General features: G+C 61.5%; 28 protein-coding genes, 1 tRNA gene and 2 pseudogenes. 17 read left to right on the forward strand and 14 right to left on the reverse strand.

Annotated features, from left to right (window positions below; genetic code table 11):
• Positions 1–34 precede the first annotated feature (34 nt).
• The 6 genes from ahpC to A4C63_RS09480 all read right to left on the reverse strand — a co-directional run bounded on the left by ahpC (position 35) and on the right by A4C63_RS09480 (position 5,593).
• Entirely contained in the window at positions 35–598 is a 564-nt protein-coding gene (gene ahpC / locus A4C63_RS09455) for an alkyl hydroperoxide reductase subunit C (protein WP_004375926.1), read from the reverse strand.
• A gap of 312 nt (positions 599–910) precedes the next feature.
• Positions 911–2,266, reverse strand: coding sequence for a glutathione-disulfide reductase (gene gorA, locus A4C63_RS09460; protein ID WP_063912443.1), 1,356 nt, complete (start codon positions 2,264–2,266; stop codon positions 911–913).
• Positions 2,267–2,454: 188 nt separating this feature from the next.
• Positions 2,455–3,294 carry a UTP--glucose-1-phosphate uridylyltransferase GalU gene (gene galU, locus A4C63_RS09465; protein WP_063912444.1) on the reverse strand — a complete coding sequence of 280 codons (840 nt, stop codon included), beginning with the start codon at positions 3,292–3,294 and terminating at the stop codon, positions 2,455–2,457.
• A gap of 300 nt (positions 3,295–3,594) precedes the next feature.
• A complete protein-coding gene (locus tag A4C63_RS09470; protein ID WP_063912445.1) occupies positions 3,595–4,509 on the reverse strand; it encodes a c-type cytochrome in 915 nt (304 codons plus the stop codon).
• Positions 4,506–5,156: a cytochrome c gene (locus tag A4C63_RS09475; RefSeq protein WP_063912446.1), complete on the reverse strand. Its 651-nt coding sequence runs from the start codon at positions 5,154–5,156 to the stop codon at positions 4,506–4,508. Before A4C63_RS09475 ends, A4C63_RS09470 begins: the two co-directional genes overlap by 4 nt.
• A gap of 77 nt (positions 5,157–5,233) precedes the next feature.
• Entirely contained in the window at positions 5,234–5,593 is a 360-nt protein-coding gene (locus A4C63_RS09480; RefSeq protein ID WP_063912447.1) for a hypothetical protein, read from the reverse strand.
• A 160-nt stretch (positions 5,594–5,753) separates the two neighbouring features.
• Between A4C63_RS09480 and A4C63_RS09485 the strand changes: the two genes are divergently transcribed.
• The 8 genes and pseudogenes from A4C63_RS09485 (at position 5,754) to csrA (ending at position 10,736) form a co-directional block, all read left to right on the forward strand.
• On the forward strand, positions 5,754–6,056 hold the full coding sequence (locus A4C63_RS09485) for a DUF1883 domain-containing protein (RefSeq protein ID WP_004375922.1): 303 nt from the start codon (positions 5,754–5,756) through the stop codon (positions 6,054–6,056).
• Between the two features lie 7 nt (positions 6,057–6,063).
• Positions 6,064–6,234 carry a hypothetical protein gene (locus A4C63_RS26525; protein WP_013973186.1) on the forward strand — a complete coding sequence of 57 codons (171 nt, stop codon included), beginning with the start codon at positions 6,064–6,066 and terminating at the stop codon, positions 6,232–6,234.
• A 44-nt stretch (positions 6,235–6,278) separates the two neighbouring features.
• Positions 6,279–7,367 (forward strand): nitronate monooxygenase family protein, encoded by a 1,089-nt coding sequence (locus tag A4C63_RS09490; protein WP_063912448.1) that lies wholly within the window; start codon positions 6,279–6,281, stop codon positions 7,365–7,367.
• Between the two features lie 194 nt (positions 7,368–7,561).
• The gene (modA, locus tag A4C63_RS09495) at positions 7,562–8,320 is read left to right on the forward strand and encodes a molybdate ABC transporter substrate-binding protein (RefSeq protein ID WP_063912449.1); all 759 of its coding nucleotides are present in this window, start codon (positions 7,562–7,564) and stop codon (positions 8,318–8,320) included.
• The gene (gene modB / locus A4C63_RS09500) at positions 8,320–9,000 is read left to right on the forward strand and encodes a molybdate ABC transporter permease subunit (RefSeq protein WP_063912450.1); all 681 of its coding nucleotides are present in this window, start codon (positions 8,320–8,322) and stop codon (positions 8,998–9,000) included. The genes modA and modB overlap by 1 nt, the downstream gene beginning before the upstream one ends.
• A gap of 1 nt (position 9,001) precedes the next feature.
• A complete protein-coding gene (gene modC, locus A4C63_RS09505) occupies positions 9,002–10,093 on the forward strand; it encodes a molybdenum ABC transporter ATP-binding protein (RefSeq protein WP_063912451.1) in 1,092 nt (363 codons plus the stop codon).
• A gap of 7 nt (positions 10,094–10,100) precedes the next feature.
• A pseudogene (locus A4C63_RS26710) lies at positions 10,101–10,285 on the forward strand (DNA topoisomerase IB); the annotation flags it as partial.
• A 253-nt stretch (positions 10,286–10,538) separates the two neighbouring features.
• The gene (gene csrA, locus A4C63_RS09510; RefSeq protein WP_004375914.1) at positions 10,539–10,736 is read left to right on the forward strand and encodes a carbon storage regulator CsrA; all 198 of its coding nucleotides are present in this window, start codon (positions 10,539–10,541) and stop codon (positions 10,734–10,736) included.
• 45 nt (positions 10,737–10,781) lie between these two features.
• Here the strand turns inward: csrA and A4C63_RS09515 are convergent, their stop codons facing one another.
• The 4 genes from A4C63_RS09515 to A4C63_RS09530 form a co-directional block, all read right to left on the reverse strand.
• Positions 10,782–11,135 (reverse strand): response regulator, encoded by a 354-nt coding sequence (locus tag A4C63_RS09515; protein ID WP_063912452.1) that lies wholly within the window; start codon positions 11,133–11,135, stop codon positions 10,782–10,784.
• A 12-nt stretch (positions 11,136–11,147) separates the two neighbouring features.
• Complete coding sequence (locus A4C63_RS09520; protein WP_063912453.1) at positions 11,148–12,593, reverse strand: ATPase domain-containing protein; 1,446 nt, start codon at positions 12,591–12,593, stop codon at positions 11,148–11,150.
• A 5-nt stretch (positions 12,594–12,598) separates the two neighbouring features.
• Entirely contained in the window at positions 12,599–13,759 is a 1,161-nt protein-coding gene (locus tag A4C63_RS09525; RefSeq protein ID WP_063912454.1) for a nitrogen regulation protein NR(II), read from the reverse strand.
• A gap of 113 nt (positions 13,760–13,872) precedes the next feature.
• Positions 13,873–14,148 (reverse strand): hypothetical protein, encoded by a 276-nt coding sequence (locus A4C63_RS09530; protein WP_063912455.1) that lies wholly within the window; start codon positions 14,146–14,148, stop codon positions 13,873–13,875.
• A gap of 204 nt (positions 14,149–14,352) precedes the next feature.
• Here A4C63_RS09530 and A4C63_RS09535 point away from each other — a divergent pair.
• A tRNA-Leu gene (locus A4C63_RS09535) sits at positions 14,353–14,437 on the forward strand.
• A 104-nt stretch (positions 14,438–14,541) separates the two neighbouring features.
• On the forward strand, positions 14,542–14,955 hold the full coding sequence (locus tag A4C63_RS09540) for a DoxX family protein (RefSeq protein ID WP_063912456.1): 414 nt from the start codon (positions 14,542–14,544) through the stop codon (positions 14,953–14,955).
• A 1-nt stretch (position 14,956) separates the two neighbouring features.
• Here the strand turns inward: A4C63_RS09540 and A4C63_RS09545 are convergent, their stop codons facing one another.
• Entirely contained in the window at positions 14,957–15,154 is a 198-nt protein-coding gene (locus A4C63_RS09545) for a hypothetical protein (RefSeq protein WP_063912457.1), read from the reverse strand.
• A gap of 583 nt (positions 15,155–15,737) precedes the next feature.
• Between A4C63_RS09545 and adhP the strand changes: the two genes are divergently transcribed.
• The 3 genes from adhP to A4C63_RS25480 all read left to right on the forward strand — a co-directional run bounded on the left by adhP (position 15,738) and on the right by A4C63_RS25480 (position 17,562).
• Positions 15,738–16,748 carry an alcohol dehydrogenase AdhP gene (gene adhP / locus A4C63_RS09550; RefSeq protein WP_063912458.1) on the forward strand — a complete coding sequence of 337 codons (1,011 nt, stop codon included), beginning with the start codon at positions 15,738–15,740 and terminating at the stop codon, positions 16,746–16,748.
• A 93-nt stretch (positions 16,749–16,841) separates the two neighbouring features.
• Positions 16,842–17,048: a DUF6434 domain-containing protein gene (locus A4C63_RS09555; RefSeq protein WP_063913059.1), complete on the forward strand. Its 207-nt coding sequence runs from the start codon at positions 16,842–16,844 to the stop codon at positions 17,046–17,048.
• A 277-nt stretch (positions 17,049–17,325) separates the two neighbouring features.
• Positions 17,326–17,562, forward strand: coding sequence for a hypothetical protein (locus A4C63_RS25480; protein ID WP_082888289.1), 237 nt, complete (start codon positions 17,326–17,328; stop codon positions 17,560–17,562).
• A 674-nt stretch (positions 17,563–18,236) separates the two neighbouring features.
• On the opposite strand, the pseudogene A4C63_RS26715 reads toward A4C63_RS25480, so the two are convergent.
• A pseudogene (locus A4C63_RS26715) lies at positions 18,237–18,478 on the reverse strand (hypothetical protein); the annotation flags it as partial.
• A gap of 77 nt (positions 18,479–18,555) precedes the next feature.
• Positions 18,556–19,596, reverse strand: a complete 1,041-nt coding sequence (locus A4C63_RS09570; protein ID WP_063912461.1) for an alpha/beta fold hydrolase — start codon at positions 19,594–19,596, stop codon at positions 18,556–18,558.
• A gap of 365 nt (positions 19,597–19,961) precedes the next feature.
• Between A4C63_RS09570 and A4C63_RS09575 the strand changes: the two genes are divergently transcribed.
• The 3 genes from A4C63_RS09575 to A4C63_RS09585 are packed head-to-tail and all read left to right on the forward strand — an operon-like array spanning position 19,962 to position 24,053.
• Positions 19,962–21,302 carry a hypothetical protein gene (locus A4C63_RS09575; protein WP_063912462.1) on the forward strand — a complete coding sequence of 447 codons (1,341 nt, stop codon included), beginning with the start codon at positions 19,962–19,964 and terminating at the stop codon, positions 21,300–21,302.
• Between the two features lie 4 nt (positions 21,303–21,306).
• A complete protein-coding gene (locus A4C63_RS09580; RefSeq protein WP_063912463.1) occupies positions 21,307–21,798 on the forward strand; it encodes a hypothetical protein in 492 nt (163 codons plus the stop codon).
• Complete coding sequence (locus tag A4C63_RS09585) at positions 21,795–24,053, forward strand: GMC family oxidoreductase (protein WP_063912464.1); 2,259 nt, start codon at positions 21,795–21,797, stop codon at positions 24,051–24,053. Before A4C63_RS09580 ends, A4C63_RS09585 begins: the two co-directional genes overlap by 4 nt.
• 222 nt (positions 24,054–24,275) lie before the next feature.
• On the opposite strand, the gene A4C63_RS09590 is transcribed toward A4C63_RS09585, so the two are convergent.
• Positions 24,276–25,490 (reverse strand): aldose 1-epimerase family protein, encoded by a 1,215-nt coding sequence (locus A4C63_RS09590; RefSeq protein ID WP_063912465.1) that lies wholly within the window; start codon positions 25,488–25,490, stop codon positions 24,276–24,278.
• Between the two features lie 168 nt (positions 25,491–25,658).
• Between A4C63_RS09590 and A4C63_RS09595 the strand changes: the two genes are divergently transcribed.
• The gene (locus A4C63_RS09595; RefSeq protein ID WP_063912466.1) at positions 25,659–26,327 is read left to right on the forward strand and encodes an SOS response-associated peptidase; all 669 of its coding nucleotides are present in this window, start codon (positions 25,659–25,661) and stop codon (positions 26,325–26,327) included.
• Positions 26,328–26,766: the final 439 nt, after the last annotated feature.

A 26,766-nucleotide genomic window follows, 5' to 3' on the forward strand; every position in this document is an offset into this window, starting at 1 on the left:
GCGGCTGCTCACCGCCCGCGACTGGCACATGGACTTAGATTTTGCCGACCAGGTCCAGCGATGGCGCCAGGGTGGCTTCGCCTTCTTTCCACTTGGCCGGGCAGACTTCGCCTGGGTGAGCGGCAACGTACTGGGCAGCCTTCACTTTACGCAGCAGTTCGGCAGCATCGCGGCCTACACCACCGTCGTTCAGTTCGACGATCTTGATCTGGCCTTCCGGGTTGATCACGAAGGTACCGCGATCGGCCAGGCCGGCTTCTTCGATCAGCACGTCGAAGTTGCGCGAAATAACGTGGGTCGGGTCACCGATCAGTGGGTACTGGATCTTGCCGATGGTGTCCGAAGTGTCGTGCCAGGCTTTGTGGGTGAAGTGGGTGTCGGTGGACACACCGTAGATTTCCACGCCCAGCTTCTGGAACTCGGCGTAGTTGTCGGCAAGGTCGCCCAGCTCGGTCGGGCAGACGAAGGTGAAGTCGGCCGGGTAGAAGAACACGACAGACCACTTGCCTTTCAGGTCGGCTTCGCTGACCTGGACGAACTCGCCCTTGTGGTAGGCGGTGGCGTTGAACGGTTTGACCTGGCTGTTGATGATTGGCATGAGAGACGCTCCTTCATGGGGTTGGAATCAGTTGATGGAAAGAATCCTAACCGCTGGTCCCGATAAAGGCTCATTGGCAAAGCTCATGCTTTTGATTGGTTTTGGCTATAACCGGGGTTTATTAATAGAAGGGAATGGGCTGAGCAAAGGATTGCGGGGAGGTTTGTTGTAGAAGCAGCTTTTGTGGGAGCGGCCTTGTGTCGCGAAAGGGCCGCAAAGCGGCCCCTGGATCTCGGCGGTGATGCGCAGATTACCGGGGCCGCCTTGCGGCCCTTTCGCGACACAAGGCCGCTCCCACAGGATGGAACGCGCTCAGCGCGTCGCTGTGCGCATGGTCACGAACTCTTCGGCCGCCGTCGGGTGCACGCCAATGGTTTCGTCGAACTGCTGCTTGGTCGCACCGGCCTTCAGGGCAACGCCCAGGCCCTGGATGATCTCGCCCGCGTCGGGGCCGACCATGTGGCAGCCCAGCACCTTGTCGGTCTCGGCATCGACCACCAGCTTCATCAGGGTCTTTTCCTGGATGTCGGTCAGGGTCAGTTTCATCGCGCGGAAGCGGCTTTCGAACACCTGCACCTTGTGCCCGGCTTCCAGCGCCTGCTCCTCGGTCAGGCCAACGGTACCGATGGGCGGCTGGCTGAACACTGCGGTGGGGATGTTCTGGTAGTCCACCGGGCGGTATTGCTCGGGCTTGAACAGGCGTCGCGCCACGGCCATGCCCTCGGCCAGAGCCACCGGGGTCAGTTGCACGCGGCCAATCACATCGCCAATGGCCAGGATCGACGGCGCGGTGGTCTGGTACTGCTGGTCAACGCGAATGTAACCGCGTGCATCCAGCTCGACGCCGGTGTTTTCCAGGCCCAGGTTGTCCAGCATCGGGCGCCGGCCGGTGGCATAGAACACGCAATCGGTGACCAACTCGCGGCCATCCTTGAGGGTGGCCTTGAGGCTGCCGTCCTCGAGCTTGTCGATGCGCTGGATGTCGGCATTGAACTGCAGGTCGAGGCCGCGCTTTTCCAGTTCTTCCTTCAGGTGCGTGCGCACCGAACCATCGAAGCCACGCAGGAACATGTCGCCACGGTACAGCAAGGTGGTGTCGGCCCCCAGGCCCTGGAAGATGCCGGCGAACTCGACGGCGATGTAGCCACCACCCACCACCAGCACCCGGCGTGGCAGGTCCTTGAGGTAGAAGGCTTCGTTGGAGGTGATGGCCAGTTCCTTGCCCGGGATGTCCGGCACCTGCGGCCAGCCACCGGTGGCGATGAGGATGTGCTCGGCGGTGTAGCGCTGGCCTTCCACTTCCACTTCATTGGCACCGGTCAGGCGCGCATGGCCCTGCAACAGGGTGACCCCGCTGTTGACCAGCAGGTTGCGGTAGATGCCGTTGAGGCGTTCGATTTCCCGGTTCTTGTTGGCAATCAGGGTGCCCCAGTCGAAATGCCCTTCTTCCAGGGTCCAGCCGAAACCAGCAGCCTGCTCCAGTTCGTCGGCAACGTGCGCGCCGTACACCAGCAGTTTTTTCGGCACGCAGCCCACATTGACGCAGGTACCGCCCAGGTAGCGGCTCTCGGCCACTGCCACCTTTGCGCCGAAGCCGGCGGCAAACCGCGCCGCGCGCACACCACCGGACCCGGCGCCAATCACGAACAGATCAAAATCGTAGGCCATGTATTCAGTCTCCTAGGCAGGCGCCCAGCATAACGCACTGGGGCCGCTTTGCGGCCCTTCGCGGGCACGCCCGCTCCCACAGGCTTGTCGCTACCTTGAAGGTCTGCACAATACCTGTAGGAGCGGGCGTGCCCGCGAAGGGCTGCAAAGCAGCCCCAGTTACTAGCTTTAATACAAGTAGCGGCTTATCAGTAAGCCTTGCCAGTCTTGTAGTAGTTCTCAAAGCAGAAGTTGGTCGCGTCAATGTAGCCTTCGGCGCCACCGCAGTCGAAACGCTTGCCTTTGAACTTGTAGGCGATCACGCAGCCGTTCTGCGCCTGTTGCATCAGGGCGTCGGTGATCTGGATCTCGCCACCTTTGCCCGGCTCGGTGTTGGCGATGATGTCGAAGATATCCGGGGTCAGGATGTAGCGACCGATGATCGCCAGGTTCGACGGAGCGTCTTCCGGCTTTGGCTTCTCGACCATGTTGGTGACGCGGAAAATATCGTCACGGATCATGTCGCCGGCGATCACACCGTACTTGTTGGTTTCCTGCGGGTCGACTTCCTGGATGGCGACGATCGAGCAACGGAACTGCTTGTACAGCTTGACCATCTGGGTCAGTACGCCGTCACCTTCCGGGTTCACGCACAGGTCGTCCGCCAGCACCACGGCGAACGGCTCGTCGCCGATCAGCGGGCGGCCGGTGAGGATGGCGTGGCCCAGGCCTTTCATTTCGGTCTGGCGGGTGTAGGAGAACGAGCATTCGTCGAGCAGGCGACGGATACCAACCAGGTATTTTTCCTTGTCGGTGCCCTTGATCTGGTTTTCCAGCTCGTAGCTGATGTCGAAGTGGTCTTCCAGAGCGCGCTTGCCGCGCCCGGTGACGATGGAGATCTCGCTCAGACCGGCATCCAGTGCCTCTTCAACGCCATACTGGATCAGTGGCTTGTTGACCACCGGCAGCATTTCCTTGGGCATGGCTTTGGTAGCAGGCAGGAAGCGGGTGCCGTAACCGGCTGCCGGGAACAAGCATTTTTTGATCATATACGTCCTTACAAAAGGCTAGGCCTGTGGAATTCGGCGCAGTCTAATCAGGCGGCAGTCACCTTACAATGCCCCCACCCGTGCCGACCGATGCCATGATAGAGATAACCCAGTGTAGATAGTTCCGGTGGGTCGTAAATATTGCTGTCATCAATGACAGTCGGATGACAGGAAATGAGCTTACCTGTACTGCCTCTTCGCGGGTAAACCCGCTCCCACAAGGATCACCACAGGCTCTGAATGCTGTGCAGTACCTGTGGGAGCAAGTTTACCCGCGAAGAGGCCGGTACAGGCATTACCTCAGCTACCGGTCCCCTGCCCGATCAGCACCCCATCGACCTTCTGCCCATACAGGTTCACCCCGTCATTGGCATGGAACTTCACCCGCGTCTTCTCGATGGAGCCTTCCACCAACCGCGGATCCTGCGGCCGTTCATGGCGATTGATCCAGGCCGCCACATCCCAGGCCTGCTGGTCACTCAGGCTGCCCGGCTTGCCCAGCGGCATGTTGTACTTGATGAACGACGCCGCGGTGTTGATGCGGTGCATGCCAGCGCCCCAGTTGTAGGAATCCTTGCCCCACAGCGGCGGCATCACATACTCGCCCGCCACCTTCTGCCCTTCACCGTTGTCGCCGTGGCAAATCGCACACTGCTCGCGATAAACCTGCTGGCCGCGCTTGAAGTCGTATCCGCCCTTGGGCTGCGGCACTTCCGGGTAACCACGCCCGGCAATCTCCACGCCAGTCGGCGCCTTGGTCGACAGCCAGTACGAATACACCGCCAGCGCCGTCATCTGCGGGCTATCGGCCGCAGGCGGCTTGCCGTTCATGCTGAACTGGAAGCAGCCCTGGATTCGCTCGGCGTAGGTGTTGACCTTGTCGTTTTTCTTGCGGTACGCAGGGTACATCGGGTACGCCCCCCACATCGGCGCGGAATGCGCCAGCCGACCCTGGTCAAGATGGCAGTTGCTGCAGTTCATGCCGTTGCCCACGGCCTCGGGCATCAGCCTACGGGTGTCGACGAACAGGGCATGGCCCTCGCGCACCATCTTGCCAAAGGCATTGTCTGGCAACTCACTTTCCGCAGGCGGCACGAACTGCGGCGCGGCCTGCACGCCAGGCACTTTCAACTGCGACTGGTCTTCCATGGCAATCTGGGCGGCCTGGGCGCTACCCATGGCCAGCAGCAACAGGGCTGGAATCATCGGTTTCATGGCTTGACCTCCTGGCTGGCGGGGCGGGCGAAGAACTCGGCAACGGCCTTGATCTCGTCATCGGTCATGGCCTTGGCCACGCCGACCATCAGCTGGTTGGGGTCATTGCTGCGGGTGCCGTCACGCCAGGCATTAAGCTGCGCCACCAGGTAACTGGCAGGCTGGCCGGCCAAAGGCGGGAAGTGTTCGCCAACCCCGCCGCCACCCGGGCCATGGCACTGCACGCAGCCAGGAATCTGCCGGTTCCAGTCGCCGTACAGGGCCATGCGGGTGGTGGGGTCATCGGCAATCTGCTGGCGACGCAGGTCACCTGCGGGGTCTGCCGGCAGGCTGGCCAGGTAGGTGCTGACCGCCTTGATCTCATCCTCGCTCAGGGCCTTGGCAAGCGGCTCCATCACCGGCTGCTTGCGGCTGCCGCTGCGCCAGTCATGCAATTGCTTGCTGAGGTAAGCCGCCGGTAGCCCGGCCAGGCGCGGGAAGCCGGCAGCGGCAATGCCCTTGCCGTCCGGGCCATGGCAACCCAGGCAAGCCATGGCGGCGGGGTTGGCCCCGCCCTGGGTGAAGACTTTCTGGCCGTCGGCGGCATGCGCCGTGGGCCAGGCCAGGATCAGCAGGCTGCCGATCACGGCGCGACTCAACGGTGTCATCACGAATCTCCTTTTCTATTGTTATAAGCTTAGGCTTAAAACATATAAGCAAAAGGAGCGTAATCACTTGCCCTGGATCAACTACCAGAGATGCATTTGGTGGCTGCGGTGCGCACATCTCCCAGGCGCAGCGGGAAGTTGTTCAGCCGCTCGTGCAGCTTGATGCTGCTACCGCTGCCACGCTTGTCGATATCCACCAGCGCCGCCGGGCCCACGCCCGAGCTGATCTTTTGCGGCACGATCAGCCGCAGGCCATCGCCACGCGGCTCTTCCACCAGCGGATCGCGGGTATCGGCCAGCTTCTGCTTGACGCAATCGGCATACGCGCGTGGGGATTTGCCAGAGATTACATCCAGCGTTTCACGCGATTGTTCCAGTTCCGAAACACTCACACAGCCACCCAGCGTCACTGCCAACGCCGCCACCATCCACTTCATTTGCAGCACCTCTGCCTTCAAGAATCCGATTCGACCACGGCCAGGCCGTTTTGCTCCCTGCTTTGGCAGATTTATCTGCGCCTGGCGCAACAGCGCGGCAGTGTAACCCGACATCGTGGTATCGTTTGCCTTTGCAGAACCAATCCTTGCGGAGCATCACATGAAATTCGTACACCAGCGCGAGCACCTGAACGAGGACGACATCGTCGTCATCGAGTGCTCCCAGCGCTGCAATATCCGCCTGATGAACGACGCCAACTTCCGCAGCTTCAAGAACGGCGGTCGTCACACCTACCACGGCGGCCATTTCGACAAGTTCCCGGCAAAGATCACCGTGCCCAGCACCGGGTTCTGGAACATCACCATCGATACCGTGACCACCCGCCCGATCTCGGTCACCCGCAAGCCAACCTTGACCCACAAGATCAAGATCGTCCGTCGTTCGTCGTCGAAACTCAGATAAGGCCACCATGACCCAGACCACCAAGTACGTCATCAAGTACAAGCTCGACGGCCAGCGCCGCTGGGATTTCGCGCTGATGCCCGATGCCTCCCTCGAACAAGCCCTGGAAGCCCTGCGCAAGATCCACGGCGAAGATGCCGAGAAGATCAGCGACATCCAGGTCAGCAAAGCCTTGTAAACACCCGCCCCCGCCGCACCGCTCGCCCGCGCAAGGAGAACCGCATGAGCCACTGGCCCGACCGTCGCATCCTCGACCTGCTGGGCATCGAGCTGCCCATTCTGCAGGCCCCCATGGCCGGTGCGACGGGCTCGGGCATGGCCATCGCCGTGGGCCTGGCGGGCGGTTTGGGCGCCCTGCCCTGCGCCATGCTCACCGGCGACCAGGTGCGCGCCGAGATCGCCGCCTTTCGCGCCGGCTGCCCGGGCCGCCCGTTGAACCTGAACTTCTTCTGTCACCAGCCGCCAGCGCCCGATGCCGAGCGCGATGCACGCTGGAAGCAGGCGCTCGAGCCCTATTACCGCGAAGTGGGTGCCGACTTCGCGGCCCCCACGCCGGTGTCCAACCGAGCGCCTTTCGACGAACAGAGCTGCCAGCTGGTCGAGCAACTGCGCCCGGAGGTGGTGAGCTTCCATTTCGGCCTGCCCCAGGCCGACCTGCTGCAACGGGTAAAGGCCAGCGGCGCCAAGGTGCTGTCCAGCGCCACCACCGTCGAGGAAGCCATGTGGCTGGAGCGCCACGGTTGTGATGCGATCATTGCCATGGGCTATGAAGCGGGTGGCCATCGCGGCATGTTCCTCAGCGACGACATCACCAGCCAGATCGGCACCTTCGCCCTGGTGCCGCAGGTGGCCGATGCGGTCAGCGTACCGGTGATTGCCGCCGGCGGCATTGCTGACCACCGCGGCCTGTTGGCGGCACTGGCCTTGGGGGCTTCGGCAGTGCAGATCGGAACGGCTTACCTGTTCTGCCCCGAGGCCAAGGTCTCGCCGGCGCATCGCCAGGCCCTGGACAGCGCGCCTGCCAGTGACACGGCGCTGACCAACCTGTTCACCGGCCGACCGGCGCGTGGCATTAACAACCGCATCATGCGCGAGCTGGGGCCGATGAGCGACCTGGCGCCGCGCTTCCCGCTGGCCGGTGGGGCGTTGATGCCTTTGCGGGCGATTACGGATCCGCAGGGCAATAGCGATTTCAGCAACCTGTGGTCGGGGCAGGCGTTGCGGCTGGGCAAGCATATGCCGGCGGGTGAGTTGACCCGGGAGATTGCCGAAAAGGCGCTGGCCGTGCTCGGCCGCCAGCCGTCTGCGTAAGCAGGCCTGGCCTCTTCGCGGGTAAACCCGCTCCCACAGGTACTGCGCAACATTCACCTATTGTGCCGACCCTGTGGGAGCGGGTTTACCCGCGAAAGGGCCCAGCCTGCTTAAGCATTACTGGGCCCCTTCACGGTCCATGGCCTATCGCTATATAGTTAAGGATATAACGATAACCCCAAGGAGCTGTGTTCATGCGTATCCGCCCGCCCCACCTGGCTGCCACCGCCCTGGCCGGCCTGCTCGCCTTCAGCACTGCCTGGGCCGATGAGGTCCAGGTCGCGGTCGCAGCCAACTTCACAGCCCCCATTCAAGCCATTGCCAAGGACTTTGAAAAAGACACCGGCCACAAGCTGGTCGCCGCCTACGGCGCCACCGGCCAGTTCTACGCACAGATCAAGAACGGCGCGCCGTTCGAGGTATTCCTCGCTGCCGACGACAGCACCCCGGCCAGGCTCGAGCAGGAAAAGGCCATTGTCCCGGGCTCGCGCTTCACCTATGCCATCGGCACGCTGGCCCTGTGGTCGGCCAAACCTGGCTATGTCGACGCCAACGGCGAAGTGCTGAAGAAGAACGCATTCAAACACCTGTCCATCGCCAACCCGAAAACCGCACCTTACGGCCTGGCCGCCACCCAGGTGCTGGACAAGCTGAAGCTGACCGAAGCCACCAGGCCCAAGCTGGTCGAAGGGCAGAACATCACCCAGGCGTTCCAGTTCGTCTCCACCGGCAACGCCGAGCTGGGCTTTGTCGCCCTGTCGCAAATCTACAAGGACGGCAAGGTCGAAAACGGTTCGGCCTGGATCGTTCCCTCGTCCCTGCACGCGCCCATCCGCCAGGACGCGGTAATCCTCGAAAAGGGCAAGGACAACCCTGCTGCCAAGGCCTTGGTCGACTACCTGAAAGGCCCGAAAGCTGCGGCAGTGATCAAATCCTACGGTTATGAAATCTGATGCCACTGGACGCAAGTGACCTGGGTGCCATCTGGCTGACCGTTAAACTGGCCAGCCTGACCACCCTGATCCTGCTGATCGTCGGCACGCCCATCGCCTGGTGGCTGGCGCGCACGCGCTCGTGGCTGCGCGGGCCGGTGGGCGCGGTGGTGGCGTTGCCGCTGGTGCTGCCACCCACGGTGATCGGCTTCTACCTGCTGATCGCCCTCGGCCCGAATGGCTGGCTGGGCCAGGCGACCCAGGCGCTGGGCCTGGGCAGCGCGGTGTTCAGCTTCACCGGCCTGGTGATCGGCTCGGTGATCTACTCCATGCCGTTCGTGGTCCAGCCGCTGCAGAATGCCTTCGGCGCCATTGGCCAGCGCCCGCTGGAAGTGGCCGCCACGCTGCGCGCCAGCCCCTGGGACACCTTCCTCCATGTAGTGCTGCCGCTGGCCCGCCCAGGCTTCATTACCGCCAGCATCCTCGGCTTCGCCCATACCGTGGGCGAGTTCGGCGTGGTGTTGATGATTGGCGGCAACATCCCCGACAAGACACGCGTGGTCTCGGTGCAGATCTTCGACCATGTCGAAGCCATGGCCTACTCGCAAGCACACTGGCTGGCCGGTGCCATGCTGCTGTTCTCATTCCTGGTGCTGCTCCTGCTGTACGCTGGACGCCGCAGCAAAGCTGGCTGGAGCTGAAATGAGCGCATCGATTGTGGCGCGCCTGAAACTGGCGCGCGACGAATTCACCCTGAACGTCGACCTGCATCTGCCCGGGCGCGGTATCAGCGCGCTGTTCGGCCACTCGGGCTCTGGCAAGACCAGCTGCCTGCGGTGCCTGGCCGGGCTGGAACGGGCCACCAGCGCCTACATCGAAGTCAACGGCGAAGTCTGGGAGGACAGCGCCCGCGGCTACTTCCAGGCACCGCACCTGCGCCCGGTGGGCTACGTGTTCCAGGAGGCCAGCCTGTTCCCGCACCTGTCGGTACGTGGCAACCTGGAATTCGGCTGGCGCCGGGTGGCCGCTGCCGAGCGCAAGGTCAGCCTCGACCAGGCCTGTCAGCTACTGGGGATCGGCCACTTGCTGGCACGCCGGCCAGTAACCTTGTCCGGTGGCGAGGCGCAGCGGGTAGGCATTGCCCGCGCCCTGCTCAGCAGCCCGCGCCTATTGTTGATGGACGAGCCGCTGGCGGCCCTCGACGGGCCGCGCAAGCGCGAGATCCTGCCCTACCTGGAACGCCTGCACAACGAACTGGACATCCCGTTGGTGTATGTCAGCCATGCCCAGGACGAAGTGGCGCGGCTGGCCGACCACCTGGTGCTGCTGGAGCAGGGCCAGGCGGTGGCCAGCGGCCCGATCGGCGAAACCCTGGCCCGCCTCGACCTGCCACTGGCCCAAGGCGAGGATGCCGGTGTGGTGTTCGAGGGCCTGGTGGTAGGTCACGACCCGCACTACGACCTGCTCGACCTGCGCCTGCCCGGCAAGCATGGCCCGCTGCTGCGCATCGCCCACCCGGCCCAGGTGATGGGCAGCACCCTGCGGGTCAAGGTGCAGGCCCGCGACGTCAGCCTGGCCCTGGCAGCCGAGAGCACATCGAGCATTCTCAACCGCCTGCCGGTGCGCGTGCGCGAAAGCCGCCCGGCTGCCAACCCGGCCCATGTGCTGGTCAGCCTGGATGCCGGCGGCAATGCCTTGCTCGCGCGAATCACCCGCTTCTCGGCAGACCAACTCGGCCTGCACCCGGGCCAGGTACTGTTTGCCCAGATCAAGTCGGTGGCCTTGCTGGGCTGAGAGCGAAGCCACGCGCCAGGGCAATACACCGGCGGTGTGCAGGCGCTGCTACATCCACCCTGCTGTACATGAACACGATGCCCAGGTGCGTCTGGCCAACTTGCCGAATAGCCGTGTACGCAAGGCCTGAACGATGAAGAAGTGGCCTTGCTGTTATTTCTTCAGGCACTTGAGGAACAGGATGACCATTAACCCGGTCTATTCAGCCGATGATGCGAAGAAATTTCCCATTGGCCGCCAAGCCCCCTATTCTTGCCATCGAGCACCTTGGCCGACAAACCGCTGGCGGTTTGCTTCGGCACCTGCGACTGAAGACACGCAACAGAATTTGTCTGTCGGGGAATTACTATCTGCCGAAAGCGTCTTTAATGAGAAGGAAGAGGGACAAGCTCCCGCCGCCGTGGCAACTAGCCCGACGGACTTTTACATCACCAAGGAGAACTACATGCTGATACTCACCCGCAAGGTTGGCGAAAGCATCGTCATCAACGATGACATCAAAGTCACCATTCTGGGCGTCAAAGGGATGCAAGTGAGGATCGGTATCGATGCACCGAAAGACGTCCAGGTCCATCGCGAAGAGATCTTCAAGCGTATCCAGGCCGGCAGCCCGGCACCGGAAAAACACGACGACTCGCACTGAGCGACCTGCCTCAAGCCGCACGGACGCGCTTGATCGCCCCGCGCCTCAGGTGCCCAGCAGTTCGCGCACCTTGGCGATCATACAGTCCATGTCGAACGGTTTGTCGAACACGGCGGCGAACAGTTCCGGGCATCCCTGGTTGGCCTGCGCGCCACTCATGAGGATGACCGGCAACTCGCTCAAGGCCGGGTCTTCCCGCATCGAGCGCACCAGCTCCTCACCGTTGAGCAGCGGCATCATGTAGTCGGTGATAACCAGCTGAACGCGCTTTTCCTTCAACGCCTCCAGCGCCTTGAAGCCGTTGCTCGCCTTTTCCACCAGGAACCCTTCGTCCTCCAGGGCAAAACCGAGGATGTCGGCAATCAGGTACTCGTCATCGACGATCAGGATGGTGTTCATCGGCGCGCCCCGTCACCCACTCCCCTGCGGCACCGGCGTTCCCGAGAGCACACCGCAGGCGCCTTCGAACGCCTTGCGCAAGGTAATGCCCTGCGGCCCGATCAGCAGCTCATGCAAGGCAGGGTCATGATGGCTGTCACGCACCTTGAGGATCGACAGCATGCGCCGCAGCTGCGAATCCAGTTCGACGAAGCGCATCAGCATCAGGTTGTCGACGATACTCGACAGGTCCGGGGCCGGGGCGCTGATTTCCGCACCGAAGATATCGCGCATTTCCCAGGTCAGCATCACGCTGACATCGCGCGCGCGCAGCTCGCCGGCCAGGGCGCGGAAAAACGCATTGAGCCGCGCCGGGTCGATGGCCAGGCGGCTGAATGCCCCCAGGCTGTCGATCAGCACGCGCTTGCTGCCTTGCGCCTCGACCCGCTCGAGCAGGCGTGCACCAACCTGGTCCAGCAGGCCCTCGGTGGTCGGCTGCCAGCACAGCTGCAGGCTGCCACCCTGCTCCATCGCGGCAAAATCGTAACCCAGCGACGCGGCCTTGATACGCAGGCGCTCCGGCGTTTCGTAAAAGCCGAAATGCAGCCCCGGCGCCTGCGGGCTGCTGGCGCCGAGAAAGGCCAGGCCCAAGGACGTCTTGCCAATACCCGAGGGCCCGATCAGCAAGCTGACCGAGCCCGTGGCCAGGCCGCCACCGAGCATTTCATCCAGGGTTGCCACCCCGCTGCTGATGCGCTCCAGGGTGGCGCTACCCGCCTGGCTGGGGTGGCTGAACAGCGACTCCAGGCGCGGGTAGACGTGCATGCCGGCTCCATCGATGAGGCACTCATGGCGCCCCGACAACGCCGCACTGCCCCGCGTCTTGCGCAGCTGGATATGGCGCACGGCGCGGCTGCCGAACAGTTGCTCGCCCAGTTCGATCACGCCGTCGACCATGGTGTGTTCCGGGCTGCCCTCTTCCAGCCGGGCGCTGGTCAGCAGCAGCAAGGTGCAACCGGCAAAGGCCGCATGGCCCTGCAGTTCGGAGACAAATTTCTTGGTGTCCAGCGCAGTTTCCGCACGCACCCGGGCATTGAGCACACCATCGACGATCAGCAGGCTGGCCTGCTGCCGGGCAATTTCCTGGCGCAGCAGCCGTACCACGGCGTCCAGGCCTTCCTGCTCCAGGGTGTCGAAGGCACTGACGAACTGGATCGGGTCGCCGACCAGCGCCGGGTCGAAGAACTCCAGGGTCGCCAGGTACTGGAACAGCCGCTCGTGCGACTCGCTCAGCAAGGTGGCCACCAACACTCTTCCGCCACCGCGCACATGCCCGCAGGCCAACTGGTTGGCGAGGATGGTCTTGCCGGCCCCCGGCGGGCCCTGGATGATGTAGGACGCGCCGGCCACCAGGCCACCCTGGAGCAACGCATCGAGCCCTTCGATCCCCGTCACCAGCCGCCTGAGTGCCTGTGCCATGGTGTCTACCTGTCGAGTTGGCTGTCCGTCTGGTCCTGATAGATTGGCAAGTAAAGCTGCATGCAAGTTCCCCGGCCGGGCTCACTGTCGACGCAAATGGCGCCACCGCTCTGCCTGGCAAAACCATACACCTGGCTAAGGCCCAGGCCAGTCCCCTTGCCAAAGGGCTTGGTGGTGAAGAACGGCTCGAAGATCCGCGGCAGTACCGCTGGCGCGATACCTTCGCCGCTGTCTTCCACCTCGAAACGTACAAACCCGCCGTGCAGCCCTTCCACTTCGCCGGCCAGTTCGACCACATCGACCGTCAACACGATCCGGCCCTGCCCTGTGATGGCATCGCGGGCATTGAACAACAGATTGAGCATTACCATCTGCAATTGCCCGGCATCCACCTCGATAAGGGGCAAGTCCGGTTGCAACAGCACCTTCAGCTCAATCGAACCAGGCAGCGCATGCTCCAGTAGACCACGGGTGGCAGCAACAAGGTTCGCCGGGGCGACGCGGGCCACATCAAGCTTGCGGTGGCGGGCAAAGCTGAGTAACTGCTGGGTCAGTTCGGTGCCCCGCTGCCCGGCATCGAGAATGTGCTGCAGCATGCGCTGGGCCCGTGCCGGGTCCTGGGTGGCCAGCGCCAGGCGCGCCGAACTGATGATGATGGTCAGCATGTTGTTGAAGTCATGCGCCAGGCCACCGGTCAACTGGCCGAGGGCCTCCAGCTTCTGTGCCTGGAACAGCTGGGCGCGCACCGCGTCCAGTTGCAGTGCCGACTCGCGACGGTCGGTGATGTCCCGGGTCACCTTGGCCAGGCCGACGATCTGGCCATGGTCATCGCGGATCACATCCAGCGCGGCCAAGGCCCAGAACTGCGTGCCATCCTTGCGTACGCGCCAGCCTTCATCCTGCGCCACGCCCTGTTCCAGCGCCTGCCGCAGCAAGCGCTCCGGGCGGCCTTCGGTGCAATCCTGCGGGGTGAAGAACAACGAGAAATGCTGGCCGATCACTTCATCGGCGCGGTAACCCTTGATACGTTGCGCGCCTGCATTCCACGACACTACATGGCCGGACGGGTCGAGCATGAAGATGGCGTAATCCACCACCGACTGCACCAACTGCTCATAGCGGTGGGCAGGCATGACGGGGTGGTCGAGGCAGTCAGCTGAAACCATGCGAGCTCCACCGGCACAACAGCAGGAGGGAAAATAGGCCTGGCCGAACGCGCTCGCCTTTGAGCGCCCGCGTGGTTAGCCCTGCGTGATTGACCCCGCGCGGCTGGCGAGGTTCAGCGCTCAGGTTCAACCAGCACCGGGCTGATGCGCCGCGGCATCGCCACTTTCAGCAGCCACAAGCCGACCAGCAGGATAAGCCCGCCACCGGCCAGGGCCATCAGCCGCTGCGGTTGAGAGTGTTCGGCATCGAACCCCAGCATCAGCAGGTAACCGCCCAGGCTGATCAGGCTGAGGTAGAGAAATGCCCCCAACACGACCACCTGCACGAACAGCAGTCGCCAGAACAGCCGTGGGCGCACGATACGCCCGGAAGCAGCGGATTGAGTCATCACCGCACACTCTTTGGATCCAATTAAAGAGGGCAACAGTGGCGTAATGATAGCAAGGTGTCAATTGCCCATTCGATCGACCCTTCATTCTGTTGATCATAGGTGCTGTGGTTGACTCAACTATAACAATGAGTTATAAAGCGCGCTTGATTGCGAAGCCCTTCTGCTTAGAAGCGAGCTGGTCATTGCGACCCCTTCAAGCGTGCGAGTGTGGTGGAATTGGTATACACAGCAGACTTAAAATCTGTCGGCGTGAGCCTTGCGGGTTCGAGTCCCGCCACTCGCACCAAACTTCTTTGAAAAGGCGCCCTTGCGGCGCCTTTTTGCTGCCTGCCGGCAATCCTGGGCGCAGCTGCTAGAGTGGACCTTGTACCCGTCCACTGGAACGCCGCCATGCGCTACTCCCTGTTCGATGGTCAACGCGACATCATTATCCTGATTGCCCGCGTGCTGCTGATGATCCTGTTCGTCTTGTCTGGCTGGGGCAAGCTGACCGGGTTCGAAGGCACGGTCGGCTACATGACCTCACTGGGCGCCCCTGCCCCCATGCTGGCAGCGGCAGTTGCCGTGCTCATGGAGTTCGTCGTCGGCATCCTGCTGATCCTCGGTTTCTACACCCGGCCGCTGGCCTTCCTGTTTGCACTGTTCGTGCTGGGCACGGCGCTGCTGGGCCACCCGTTCTGGAGCATGGTCGACCCTGAGCGCAGCGCCAACATGACCCAGTTCCTGAAAAACCTCAGCATCATGGGTGGCCTGCTGTTGCTGGCAGTGAGCGGCCCTGGGCGTTTTTCGGTAGACGGGCGCTGAGTCAGTCGTCTTCGCAGTCGTCGAACCAGGCTGGGTGATCGCGTTCCTCGTCATCGAGGTCATCCAGCGTTTCCTCGTCTTCCTCCACCTCGTCCTCGGCGCCCTGGGCATCCGCTTCCGGCTCCACATCGTCGTAGAGGAATTCGTGGTCAAGCAGGTGATCGTGCTCGGGTTCGTGCAGGTCGTCTTCGCCGTTCATGCTGGCTCCTGGGCTAATGGCAGGCCTGTATAGGCCGATCGGCCGTGCAGGTCAATGCGCTACCGCTTAATGCTCGGTTAACCGGCCGGGTCCAGTCTGCAGGCTCTCCCTTCAAACGTTGCTTGCCCGCCTTCCATGGCGGGCTTTTTTTTCCCCTTGGCCTACCCTTCGTCCAGCCTTGGCAAATCACAATGAACTGCGTGCATGTTGCCCGTTGTGAGTGGAAGAAGGCCCTGTACCAGGCCCTGAACAGCACCGCCCGGCACCGCAATTACCGGACCATGACGAAGCTGTTCTGGAACTGAGCCATGCATGACACGCTCATGACCTGACCTTCACGAAACACTGACATCCGGGCGGGCACACTGACCCTGCTCCGTATGTTCTTGCAGCCCGCCGCATTATTGCCGCGGGCTTTTCTTTTTGTGCCTAGTCTCTGGCAGCCGCCATACGCAGGGCAGGTAAATGTGTGCAAGGTGGTTGCCCCCCCAGACCATGACCTGAAGCAGTTTTGCATCACCTGGTAAGGGCTATGCTGATCCGGCGATTACCCAAGCTCACTTGGATAGACACGGAGGCTCCTATGAAAGCTGCTGTTGTTGCACCAGGCCGTCGCGTGGCTGTGGTGGAGAAACACCTACGCCCCCTCGAGCACGGTGAAGCGCTGCTGAAGATGCAGTGCTGCGGTGTGTGCCACACCGACCTGCATGTGAAAAATGGCGACTTCGGTGACAAGACCGGTGTAGTGCTAGGCCATGAAGGCATCGGCGTGGTCCAGGAAGTAGGGCCAGGCGTCACCTCGCTCAAACCGGGTGACCGCGCCAGCGTGGCCTGGTTCTACCAGGGCTGCGGGCATTGCGAGTATTGCAACAGCGGCAACGAAACCCTGTGCCGCGAAGTGAAGAACTCCGGCTACACCGTGGACGGCGGCATGGCCGAAGCCTGCATCGTCAAGGCCGACTACTCGGTCAAGGTGCCCGACGGGCTCGACTCCGCTGCTGCCAGCAGCATTACCTGCGCCGGCGTGACCACCTACAAGGCGGTGAAGATCTCCAACATCCGCCCCGGCCAATGGATCGCCATCTACGGCCTTGGCGGCCTGGGCAACCTGGCTCTGCAATATGCCAAGAACGTCTTCAACGCCAAAGTGATCGCCATCGATGTCAACGAAGAGCAACTGCGCTTCGCCAGCGAGATGGGCGCCGACCTTGTCATCAATTCACGCACCGAGGATGCCGCCAAGGTTATCCAGGCCAAGACTGGTGGCGCCCATGCCGCCGTGGTTACCGCCGTTGCCAAGGCTGCATTCAACTCGGCCGTCGACGCCCTGCGCGCCGGGGGGCGGCTGGTTGCTGTCGGGCTGCCATCGGAAGCCATGAACCTGAATATCCCCCGCCTGGTACTGGACGGTATCGAAGTGATCGGCTCGCTGGTCGGCACCCGCCAGGATCTGCAGGAAGCTTTCCAGTTTGCGGCGGAAGGGAAAGTGGTGCCGAAGGTGACCCTGCGGCCGATCGAGGATATCAACCAGATCTTCGAGGAGATGCTGGAGGGCAAGATCAAAGGGCGGATGGTGATTCAGTTCGAAGGTTGATAGCCTGAAGGTCGATCATTTCGAACAAACAAAAAAAGCCCGTAGATGATCATCTACGGGCTTTTTGCCTTCTCGATAGTCAAGGAACAGACCATGAGCTTCGACTGGCACGCGGGCCCGATTAGCCGCACCACTCCGCTGGACAAGCATTACCGCAATACCCAGAAGGTTCGTCAGTTTCTGCTCAGCGAGTGTGGGGCGGCATTCAAGTTCGACCGTGCCTTCATGGTTTGGATCAAGAGTGGCACGCCGTCCACCATGGGCGATGTGGCGGACGAATGGCTACGAAGGTATCGATGACTCTCGGTATCTGATACCTGTAGACAGATCCGTGCTGCAGCTGCTTGTTTTAGCATCTTGTCCAACGATTCAACCATGCTGGAATAATCCATTTCCTGACTCCCCCGCTGATGGAATTGGCTTGGGTTCAACCATAGCTTGGGAACATTTCAATATTTGATGAGGGTACCGAAAAGAAATCACTCGCCCTTCATGCTGATGACCTGCGCCCCAGAGGTGTGGCTCAAGAAAAGTGCTCAACCTGCAGTGGCGAACCTGTGCATATGAGGAGATAGGTATGTCCATTCGAAGCTTGGCGAAGAACTTGCCACCGGATCCTTCGAGGGAAGGCTGGGTAATGGGATGGGGCGTGCTGAGAGACAGATATCCATGGCATTTCGTCGACATTTATGCCGACCAGAAGACGGCCAAGGCGGAGGCAGAGCGCCGAGGTGATGGCTACGTCGTTGAGTTTGGCTCGCACCGACTGGGATCGCGTGATTTTGTCTGCGGCGTAACCTTACCTGAAGGCTAGCGCTTAATCGGAAATGATCAGGTTTTCCTGACGCGAAAATAAGAACCCCCGCAAACGTTAATCTGCGGGGTTTTCGAATGGTGGAGGCCGAGGTCGGAATCGAACCGGCGTAGACGGATTTGCAATCCGCGATTCATTTTCTTGAATTTCAAAAGTTTACGAGCTTTTCATTTCCGCACTGACCTGATTTTAGATGGCCTGCACCCCTTTAAAATGAAGGGGTATGCATCGAGTTGCGGAACTGATTTTCGGGCGGTTTCGCCAGCTTCCAGTACTGCAATAGAAAAGGAGCGTGATGGCTGCTTTTCTAGCATTGGCTATTAGCTAACGCACTCTACAGGCGCGCCCTACTCGGATGGTTTCAAATCCTCACACCTATCGATTAAGTCATCGGTCTTATCGTTATCCGGGAGTTTCTCCCAATACTCAGGTGTGCAATGCTCTTCCGATACGGAATAGTCCAGATCATCGGCGGCCATGATGGTAGTCGATAACATCGCAGTAGAGACAAGCAGAAAAGCTGTTAGCTTCATAATTTCATTCCTTTGAAGTGGCTGGCCGTTATAGCAAATTTGGGTGATTCACAAAAGGTTCAATGCTCGCACGCTCCGAAGGCGAACCTCCGCTACGGTCGAAAGCAGTCTGTGATCGTGATCCACTAACCTCTCGTACTAAAACAGATCAATGTGCCAGGCTTCCTCATGTTCGAGTAGAGCCCAAAGCCTTGCAGACTCGGCTAGCTCGAGCATGGCGACCAGATCGCCGTGAACAACTTCCCGCCGCCGGCGCGCAGCATAGGCCATCTCACTGAGCACGGCCGCGCGCCCATCGTAATCCGCAACCTGGTCGTCCGTTCGGGCAGCCAGGCACAAGGTTGCCCGGCCGTCTCTCTTCTTACTCCACCAACATCGCCCATAGACCACCGTCCGCTTTCGACCCATTGCAGCTGGTCAGCACGCGCCGGGGCCCGACCATCAACGGAATTAGCGATCGTCAGTAGCGAAAGGATTGTTCCAGAAATTCGGTAATCAGCGAGGCTATCTGCGCCTGTATCTGCGCGCGCGGTCGTGCGTTAACGCCGTCCTGGCAAATGATGCCATCGCCAGGTGCCTCTTCTTCAAGCAATGCCGTCGCGCCCGGTTTGCACATCGACAGGAAGCTGAAGTGGCTGGCGTCCTCGATCTCGACATAACGAGTCGTCGCCGGGGGCAAACGCTTGGCTAGGGCGGCGGATTCCAGCTGTGCAGGGAGATCTTCAGACGCTGCGCCCGCAGCGATCACCAGACTCGGTACTGGCAACGCCACCAGGCTTTCATCGGTCAGGCCGCGTGAAAGGCCCAGATCCAGGGTAACAATGGCAGTGACACGTTTGTCGCGCAGATCGTCGCCCAGTCGAGCTATCGAAGCCGGTGCGCTATCGGGACCGATCTGCTTGTAAACGCTGCAGCTGGATAGCTTGGGATGGGTGATGCAGTCCTGGACGAAACGCTTGGGATCGAAACGGGCACCCGCGATTTCCAGCGCGGTCCAGCCACCCAGTGAATGGCCAGCCACTGCGATCTGACGGTTGGCTACCTGTCCAAACTGATCCGGCTGGGCCATGACTGCATCGATGGCCCGTTGCAAGTCGATGGGGCGCTGCCACAACTGTGCCGCGGCTTCAGGACGGCGATCGTGGGTGGTGGTGCCAGGGTGGTTGACTGCTGCCACGATATAGCCCTGGTGAGCCAGTGCACTGGCCAACCATGACTGGTTCCCCCAATTGCCGCGAAAGCCGTGGGAAAGTACCACCAATGGAAGCGCACCTGCGGCCGGGGGCGCATTGCGGACGGCGAGTTCACCGGCGAATACCTGGGTCTCAGCAATCAATTGTGGTGTAGCGGTGGTTGTACTCGGGTACCAGACTGCCAGCTCCAGCGGGCGGCCATTTTGCGCGCCCGGCAACGTCGATACCTGGAAGCCGATGGTCTTGTAGCCTGCGAACGCGGATGTGTTCAGGCAGATATAGAGCAAGAAGCCGAATACTGTTTTCATTGGCTTATCTTCCTTGATGAGGCCAGCGTCGATTGGGTGCGACCTGATGCGCGGAAAACATATCAGCCATCGCGCCCGCGCGCGCAATCATTTTGAATCGCTCTTGATTTCACAGACACTGAACGACCGCATTTGGCCGACTGCTGCCCCCGCGAAAGACCGCTACATGTCTCGGCCATTGAGCTGATCAGCAGGTCCAGGGCAGTGCCTTCCTCGCACTATCCCTACCGTTAGTCGGATATCTCTGAGGGTTCTGGCGCAACGGCTAGCCTCCAGCCTAGCGTCAGGGATAACGCTGAACATTCGGTCCATGGAGGGCCAGTACGTCTCGTCGTCCCGATGCTTTACCTGCTGAGGAGACGATAATGAGAATAACTCTGAAACACTTGGCATACCTGGGTGCGAGCTTCACCAGCGTGTTCGCCGTGGCCGATTCGGCCGGGCCACCCGTACTATCGCCCACCATCCCCTTCGACGTCACCGCCAACCCGCCCTTCAACCTCGACAGCCTGCAACACGATTTCGACGTGCTGTCGTGGCAGACCTTCGTCGCCCTCAACTGGCCCGCCAACGCCGACGGCAGCGCCAACACCTCAGCGACCATCGGCGCGCCCGGCAAGACGGTGTGGGAATCGTGGAAAGAGAGCTACGAGATCTTCCTGCCCCAAGGCCAGAAACCGGTCGCCTGGGACCAGCAGGCGCCGGTACCCGCTGCCTGCCAGGGCAAGGGTGACCTGCCCGTACTACAACAGATGGGCAAGGTCGCCGGTGTGCTCGACGAATTCATCCAGCCGTTCAAGACCGGCCCACTGGTGGACCAGAACGGCACCTACACGCGCAACGCGATCATGGTCAACCAGCCGATGTTCGATGACATCGTCAACAATGGTCTCTACAGCAAGGAAGGCCAGCAGGCGTTCTTCAGCAAGGCCGACAACCGCATCGCCTTCTCCTGCGGCTCGCAGAAGGCCCAGCAAGTCGGCGCGATCATGGTCAAGTCGGCCTGGAAGGTACTCGGCGGCAACGACAACCCGCAGGACTTCCACGCCGTTGACGCCTTGGTCTACACCCCCGGCAACGCCGACCCGAACAAGGGCGCGGTGATCCCCGAGTCGTGCAGCGCGCAGAAGGTCGGGCTGGTCGGCCTGCACATCGTGCACAAGACCAAGGATGCGCCGCAGTGGGTGTGGTCGAGTTTCGAGCACGTGCGCAACGTGCCGGAAAAGACCACGCCGATCAACGAGCGCAAGGGCCCCTACCTGTTCTACGACGCCCAGGCCAGCGACCGCCCGGTGAACGAGCCGCCCGCGCAACCGTGGGACCCGTCGAAGAAGGCCACGCCTTCGCAGATCGTGCGGGAAATTCCGCTCACCGCCGCGACCCACCAGCTCAACGCGCAGTGGCAAGGCGCGCTCAAGGGCACGGTCTGGGCCAACTACCAGCTGATCAGTACCCAGTGGCCGACCGACCCGGCCAAGGATTGCCAAGTGCCGTCGCCGACCAACCCGCTGGGTACGCCTGCACCAAACTTCCTGGCCAACGCCACGCTGGAAACCTACAACCAGGGCACTACGCCGCAGGCCTCGTCCAGCTGTATGGAATGCCACAACAACGCGACCACCCGCGTGACTCAGTCCCCGCGCACCAGTTTCGCCGATTTCACCTTCCTGCTTGAACGTGCCCAATCCACCGGCGCCAAGGAGTGATGCCATGAGCGACCCGAACCTGCAGAACTTCATCGAACTGTCCGCCGCACTCACTGGCCTGTCAGCCGACCTGCTGGCACCCTCCGTTGATCCGATCAACCTGCCGCCACTGTTCTTCGCCACTGCCCAGCAAGGCATGGGCACCGCAGCGTTCAGTAACCTGCTGGAGCTGTATGCCAGCATCAGGAGCGAAACGCCTGAGCAAATTGCCAGCACCGTGCTCGGCAACCCGGACCCGCAGATCGCCCAGGGCGCCCGCTCGATCATGAAGCTGTGGCTGCTTGGCAGCTGGTACCAGCCGTATGACCAAGGCAGCAAGCACAAGGGTGACACCAGTGTGGTCTCCGACCAGGCCTACAAGGAGAGCTGGGCGTGGAAGATCGCTCAATCCCACCCCATGGGCTACAGCCAGTACCACTTCGGCTACTGGGCTGAGCAGCCACCGACCCTCAAGCAATTCACCGGTGTCGACGCCAAGGAAGGGCAGCAGCCATGAGCAATGTAAAAACACAGAGTATCGAAACCGCCGATGTGATCGTGGTGGGCGCCGGCATGGCCGGCAGTGTCATGGCCTACCAGTTGGGCCTGGCCGGGTTGAAAGTGCTGGTGCTCGAATCCGGCCCGGCCATTCCGCCAAATCGCAGCGAGTACCTGGAGCGCTTCTACACCGCGGTACTCAAGTCGCCCGAGTCGCCGTACCCGCCTGAGCAGAGCGAGCAGACTCCGGCCACACAGTTCGCGCCACGGGCGACCATCCAGGACCTGATCACCGCCGGCAGCAAAGACCCGAACAAGGCGCAGAAGAGCTACCTGGTACAGAAGGGGCCGCAGCTGTTCGCCAGCACCTACGAGCGGGTTGGCGGCGGCACCATGTGGCACTGGATGGGCACGGCCCTGCGCCTGCTACCCAACGACTTCCGCATGCGCACTGCGTACAACGTCGGGGTCGACTGGCCGATCAGCTACGACGACCTGCAGACCGCCTACTGCCGCGCCGAGGAGGAAATGGGCGTGTCCGCCGATGTTACCTCGCAGACCTACCTGGGCGTGACCTTCCCGCAGGGCTATGAGTACAGCATGCACGGCATCCCGCCGTCGCTGGTCGACCAAGGCCTGGGCAAGAACATCACGGGCACGCTGTACCAGAGCCCGGAGAAGGCGCCCGACGGCAAGCCGTACCCAGGTGTCACCCTCAATGTCCGGCAGACCCCGGCCGGGCGCAACTCGCAGAGCGACAACGGCCGCCGGGTGTGCGCTGGCAATACCAGCTGCACGCCGATCTGCCCGATCCAGGCCAAGTACGACGCCACCGTGACCATGGCCAAGGCACTGGATACCGGCAACGTGCGCATCCTCTACCAGGCCGTGGCAAGCCAGGTGCGGGTCGATGCCAATGGGGTCACGGGCATTGACTTCATCCAGTATCAGAACAATGGCACGCGCCAGAACGGCACGGCCCAGGGCAAGCGCTACGTGATTGCCGCCCACGCGATCGAAACGCCGAAGCTGCTGCTCAACTCCATCGGCCCGAACAGCCCTCAAGGGGTCGCCAACAGCAGCGGCCAGGTTGGCCAGGCATTGGCCGACCACCCGGTGTATCTGGCTTGGGGGCTGATGCCCGAAGGCAAGCCGCTGTTCCCGTTCCGCGGGCCGTTGTCCACCTCGGGGATCGAGGACATGCGCGATGGCCCGTTCCGCAGCCAGCGTGCCGCCTGGCGTATCGAGATCGGCAACGAGGGCTGGAACTGGTCGGTGAACGACCCCTACACCTCGGTCTGCGATTTCATCGACGGCACCAACAACGGCGGCGCTAACCCCAACAAGCTGGCGTTGTCCGGCAAGGCGCTGGTGCAGCAGCTCAACAGCGTGCTGACCCGCCAGTTCCGTCTGGGCTTCTTGATCGAGCAGGTGGAGAAAGACCCCGACAATGCACTGTGCCGGGTGGAGAGGAGCACAGAGTTCACAGACGGCTTGGGCCTGCCTCGGCCTCAGATCACCTACAAACTGTCCGACTACACCAAGGAGGGCTTCAAACAGGCGCGCCTGGCTGCCACGCATATCATCACCGAGCTAATGGGCGCCACCGAGCTGACCGACCTGAACCCTAAGCTTGAGCCCGGCTCGCAAACGGTGTTCGAGTACGACGGCCAGAACTACGCGTTCTTCGGCGCTGGCCACCTGATGGGTACCTACCGCATGGGCTCGGACCGCACCAAGTCGGTGGTGGACAAGGACCAGCGCAGCTGGGACCACCCCAACCTGTTCCTTGTCGGCGACGGCGTGTTCCCCACCACCGGCACCGCCAACCCGACCTTGACCATCACCGCGCTGACCTTCCAGGCCGCCGACGTGGTGGCCAGCGACCTGCTCAAGCGCACGGTGCAGGTGCAGGCCAACCAGGCATGGCAGGGCACGGGCATGCAGGTCAACGGGCAGAGCTGGCAGTTGGCGGTATGTACAGGCGGGCAGTGGACGGCCAACCCGGCCACCGGCATGGTTGGCGCGCAGGGCAACCCTGCGTTGATTGCCAAGCCGGGCTACACCCTGCCGGGGCAGAACGAAGGGGCGTTGATCGGGCGCATCGGCAGCAACGGCGTGCCGTTCCTGGTGGGTAACCAGGTGCAATTGCCGCGAGGCCAGCAGGGTGAGTTGCAGCTGTGCATCAATGACGACCTGACTGGGCGCTATGGGGCTGGCCTGAGCGATAACCTGGGAAGCCTGTCGGTGGAGGTGCGTTTCGGGGCACTGTAGGGGCTTCCTACCAACCCTACAATGCTCCGGCAATGCCTCAGTATTGTGGGGTTGCTCTCTCGGCCTATCGGGAGAAACCAGAACCGCGTCGCCTGTATGCTTCTGGCCGATAGTAATCCTCCGCGAAGGACTGCAATGGGTCGATAGCTGTCGCGATTTCACAGACACTGAACGACCGCATTTGGCCGAAAGCAGCCGTTCAGCAGACTACTCTGGCCGGGGTTACCCCTTGGTCAGATCAACCAAGGGCGTCTGCCGCACCTCGCTTTCGCGCCCACCCTGAATCTCGCTCACCTGCTTCAAAGCCTTGTCCACCGCAGCCTTGTCCGCCAACAAGCTGTAGCTGATATGGAACTGCCGGTGTTCCTTCGGTCCGATTGTCGGCACCAGGTTCAAGGGCCTCTGGTAACGGCGGTTGTAGGAAAAACTTGTCCCTGGCTCCAACCCCGTTACATAGCCCTGGCCTTGGGTGTCGGTATTTTTCCACAGGGAAAATACAGGCAATGTCCGAGTATTGAAGCCTACCGAAACGCCCAGACTACCAGCCTTGTTGTGCAACACGGCCAACGTATTGCCCTGTGCATCGGCATACGGCACCACGTTGTAAACCGTTTCGTCATAGTCCTTGGTGGGCGCTCGGTAGCTCTGCCAGTCGGGCAGATCGCCCCTGGCCTTGTCGTTGAACGGCGATACCTGTTTCACCGGTGCGGCGAAACGAGCGCCCTGCTCCAGGAACGGGGTGCTGAAGTTACTGTGATACAGCGCCTGGTATTCCTTCGGATAGTCGCCGTTGTTGGTCAAGGTGTCATTGAGGACGAACACCGCGCTGCCGGGTTCGGTGACTACTTCGGTCATAACGGAGAAGTCGACTTTCTTGAACGCCTGCTCTTTCAGTTCGCCGCGCAAGGTGATCGCGTACGGTGGTTTCTCATCAATGTGCAGGGTGACTTTGCTCGCAGGAATATTGGCGGCCCGACCGTGCAGGGTCAGCAGTTCGCCGTTGTCGACGCCGGGGTGCCCGACCCATTCGTAACCGCAGCGGGTGACCAGTTCGTTGAAACCCTCCAGCCAGCCCAGACCATTACGCCCATTGAGTTCGATGAAGGACGGGTTGATCACTTCCTTGACTGGCGAATCCCAGCCCATGCGCACATTACCGACCGACGCCTGCAAGATGTTCATACCGCGGGTTGGCACTACGGAGAGTTTCATCGTTCCGTTATCAATGTCGACAATGCTGACCCCTTCCTGCCGACCTCCGTGCAAGGTGCGCAGGGTAACGCTGAAGGGCTTGTCGGTTTTTACGCCAAGTTGCTGGCTGGTGATCTGCCAGTTCTGGGCGGCTTTGTCAGTGTCGAGTAGAACGTAATCCCAGGCCAGGGCATGAGAGGTTGCGGACAGGGCGCCGAGAGCAATGAAGAGTTTGAGGAGGGACATGGCAGTAGCCTTTCTTGGAGTTGTACCTTTTTATAAACGCGAAGAAACGTTTCAGCAAGCCAGTAAACCAGACATCTCGGCGCATTTGATGGCTAGCGCAGCCTCCGGCCGTGATTACGTGCGCGTCACTACGACGAGCCAGTGGCTATCCTTCAGGTTGGAGGGCGTATGTGTGGAAGGTTGAGCCAATACCGTGGCATACATGACTTCGTTGAAACCCTGAGCCTGCCAGAGGCCTGGAGGAACAACGTCGGTGACCAGCCGCTTGGCCGGTACAATGTCGCGCCGACCACGCCGGTAGCAGTGCTACGCGTGGATGATGCAGGCCCGAGGGCGGACCTGGTGCGGTGGGGCTGGCGGCCGCATTGGGCAACCGATCGCGCGGCGCCGATCAATGCCCGAGTCGAAAAAGTTGCGCACGGCCCGTTCTTCCGGGCGATCTGGCCGCACCGGGCCATCACGCCCATCGACGGCTGGTACGAATGGGTTGATGAAGGCAGGCCGAAGAAACAACCGTACTACATCCGCCGCCGGGATGGGCGCCCTGCCCTGTGCGCCTCGATCGGCCAGTTCACTGGAAGCGAGCACGACGGGTTCGTCATCATTACCGCCGATGCCCAGGGCGGGATGGTCGATGTTCACGACCGCAGGCCCGTCGTGCTGCCACCTGAGCTGGCATACGAATGGATCGCGGCGGAAATGCCGAGCGAGCACGCGGAGCAACTGGTGCTCAACCTGGGAGAGCCGGCCGTGGCCTTCGAGTGGTACCGGGTGAGCGCAGCTGTGGGGAATGTGCGCAACCAAGGTGCCGAACTGATTCACCCGCTTCAGTGTTGAAAGGCGCCGAGAGATCGCCAACGCTCACACGCCAGGCGTTTTTAGCTTCGAGCAACACCCATAACGAAAACCCCGCAGACGTTAATCTGCTGGGTTTTGAATGGTGAAGGCCGAGGTCGGAATCGAACCGGCGTAGACAGATTTGCAATCCGATCCAAGAACTACCGTCTCATGCGGGCTGGGCGAGAAAATCAGTTCCAAAACGAATCGAGATTTTCCGGGCTGCAAGCCGCATTCTACAAGGGTCGCTAATATAGTTTTGGAACGGATTTTCCTGCTGAAACCATGGCCTGGTCTGAGACTCGCACCAGCACGTTCACCATCGACATAGATGCGAAAGTAGCTGTCGCCGTCCGCCATCGACCCAGCCAGTCAGCGTCAGCAGAAGCCGTTCAAAAGCGGACAAAAACAGCCGGGCTCACTTTAGTCTAAACACAGA

The organism is Pseudomonas sp. p21 (assembly GCF_001642705.1).
In the GTDB taxonomy this organism is placed as follows: domain Bacteria; phylum Pseudomonadota; class Gammaproteobacteria; order Pseudomonadales; family Pseudomonadaceae; genus Aquipseudomonas.

Coding starts and splice junctions, on each gene's coding strand:
- csrA (WP_004375914.1), top strand. CDS start 10,539: ATGCTGATACTCACCCGCAAGGTTGGCGAAAGCATCGTCATCAACGAT.
- galU (WP_063912444.1), bottom strand. CDS start 3,294: ATGATCAAAAAATGCTTGTTCCCGGCAGCCGGTTACGGCACCCGCTTC.
- A4C63_RS09580 (WP_063912463.1), top strand. CDS start 21,307: ATGAGCGACCCGAACCTGCAGAACTTCATCGAACTGTCCGCCGCACTC.
- A4C63_RS25480 (WP_082888289.1), top strand. CDS start 17,326: ATGTCCATTCGAAGCTTGGCGAAGAACTTGCCACCGGATCCTTCGAGG.
- A4C63_RS09570 (WP_063912461.1), bottom strand. CDS start 19,596: ATGAAAACAGTATTCGGCTTCTTGCTCTATATCTGCCTGAACACATCC.
- A4C63_RS09530 (WP_063912455.1), bottom strand. CDS start 14,148: ATGACTCAATCCGCTGCTTCCGGGCGTATCGTGCGCCCACGGCTGTTC.
- A4C63_RS09485 (WP_004375922.1), top strand. CDS start 5,754: ATGAAATTCGTACACCAGCGCGAGCACCTGAACGAGGACGACATCGTC.
- A4C63_RS09470 (WP_063912445.1), bottom strand. CDS start 4,509: ATGAAACCGATGATTCCAGCCCTGTTGCTGCTGGCCATGGGTAGCGCC.
- modB (WP_063912450.1), top strand. CDS start 8,320: ATGCCACTGGACGCAAGTGACCTGGGTGCCATCTGGCTGACCGTTAAA.
- A4C63_RS26525 (WP_013973186.1), top strand. CDS start 6,064: ATGACCCAGACCACCAAGTACGTCATCAAGTACAAGCTCGACGGCCAG.
- A4C63_RS09545 (WP_063912457.1), bottom strand. CDS start 15,154: ATGAACGGCGAAGACGACCTGCACGAACCCGAGCACGATCACCTGCTT.
- A4C63_RS09540 (WP_063912456.1), top strand. CDS start 14,542: ATGCGCTACTCCCTGTTCGATGGTCAACGCGACATCATTATCCTGATT.
- A4C63_RS09520 (WP_063912453.1), bottom strand. CDS start 12,593: ATGGCACAGGCACTCAGGCGGCTGGTGACGGGGATCGAAGGGCTCGAT.
- adhP (WP_063912458.1), top strand. CDS start 15,738: ATGAAAGCTGCTGTTGTTGCACCAGGCCGTCGCGTGGCTGTGGTGGAG.
- A4C63_RS09555 (WP_063913059.1), top strand. CDS start 16,842: ATGAGCTTCGACTGGCACGCGGGCCCGATTAGCCGCACCACTCCGCTG.
- gorA (WP_063912443.1), bottom strand. CDS start 2,266: ATGGCCTACGATTTTGATCTGTTCGTGATTGGCGCCGGGTCCGGTGGT.
- modC (WP_063912451.1), top strand. CDS start 9,002: ATGAGCGCATCGATTGTGGCGCGCCTGAAACTGGCGCGCGACGAATTC.
- A4C63_RS09585 (WP_063912464.1), top strand. CDS start 21,795: ATGAGCAATGTAAAAACACAGAGTATCGAAACCGCCGATGTGATCGTG.
- A4C63_RS09590 (WP_063912465.1), bottom strand. CDS start 25,490: ATGTCCCTCCTCAAACTCTTCATTGCTCTCGGCGCCCTGTCCGCAACC.
- A4C63_RS09595 (WP_063912466.1), top strand. CDS start 25,659: ATGTGTGGAAGGTTGAGCCAATACCGTGGCATACATGACTTCGTTGAA.
- A4C63_RS09515 (WP_063912452.1), bottom strand. CDS start 11,135: ATGAACACCATCCTGATCGTCGATGACGAGTACCTGATTGCCGACATC.
- ahpC (WP_004375926.1), bottom strand. CDS start 598: ATGCCAATCATCAACAGCCAGGTCAAACCGTTCAACGCCACCGCCTAC.
- A4C63_RS09490 (WP_063912448.1), top strand. CDS start 6,279: ATGAGCCACTGGCCCGACCGTCGCATCCTCGACCTGCTGGGCATCGAG.
- A4C63_RS09480 (WP_063912447.1), bottom strand. CDS start 5,593: ATGAAGTGGATGGTGGCGGCGTTGGCAGTGACGCTGGGTGGCTGTGTG.
- A4C63_RS09475 (WP_063912446.1), bottom strand. CDS start 5,156: ATGACACCGTTGAGTCGCGCCGTGATCGGCAGCCTGCTGATCCTGGCC.
- A4C63_RS09575 (WP_063912462.1), top strand. CDS start 19,962: ATGAGAATAACTCTGAAACACTTGGCATACCTGGGTGCGAGCTTCACC.
- modA (WP_063912449.1), top strand. CDS start 7,562: ATGCGTATCCGCCCGCCCCACCTGGCTGCCACCGCCCTGGCCGGCCTG.
- A4C63_RS09525 (WP_063912454.1), bottom strand. CDS start 13,759: ATGGTTTCAGCTGACTGCCTCGACCACCCCGTCATGCCTGCCCACCGC.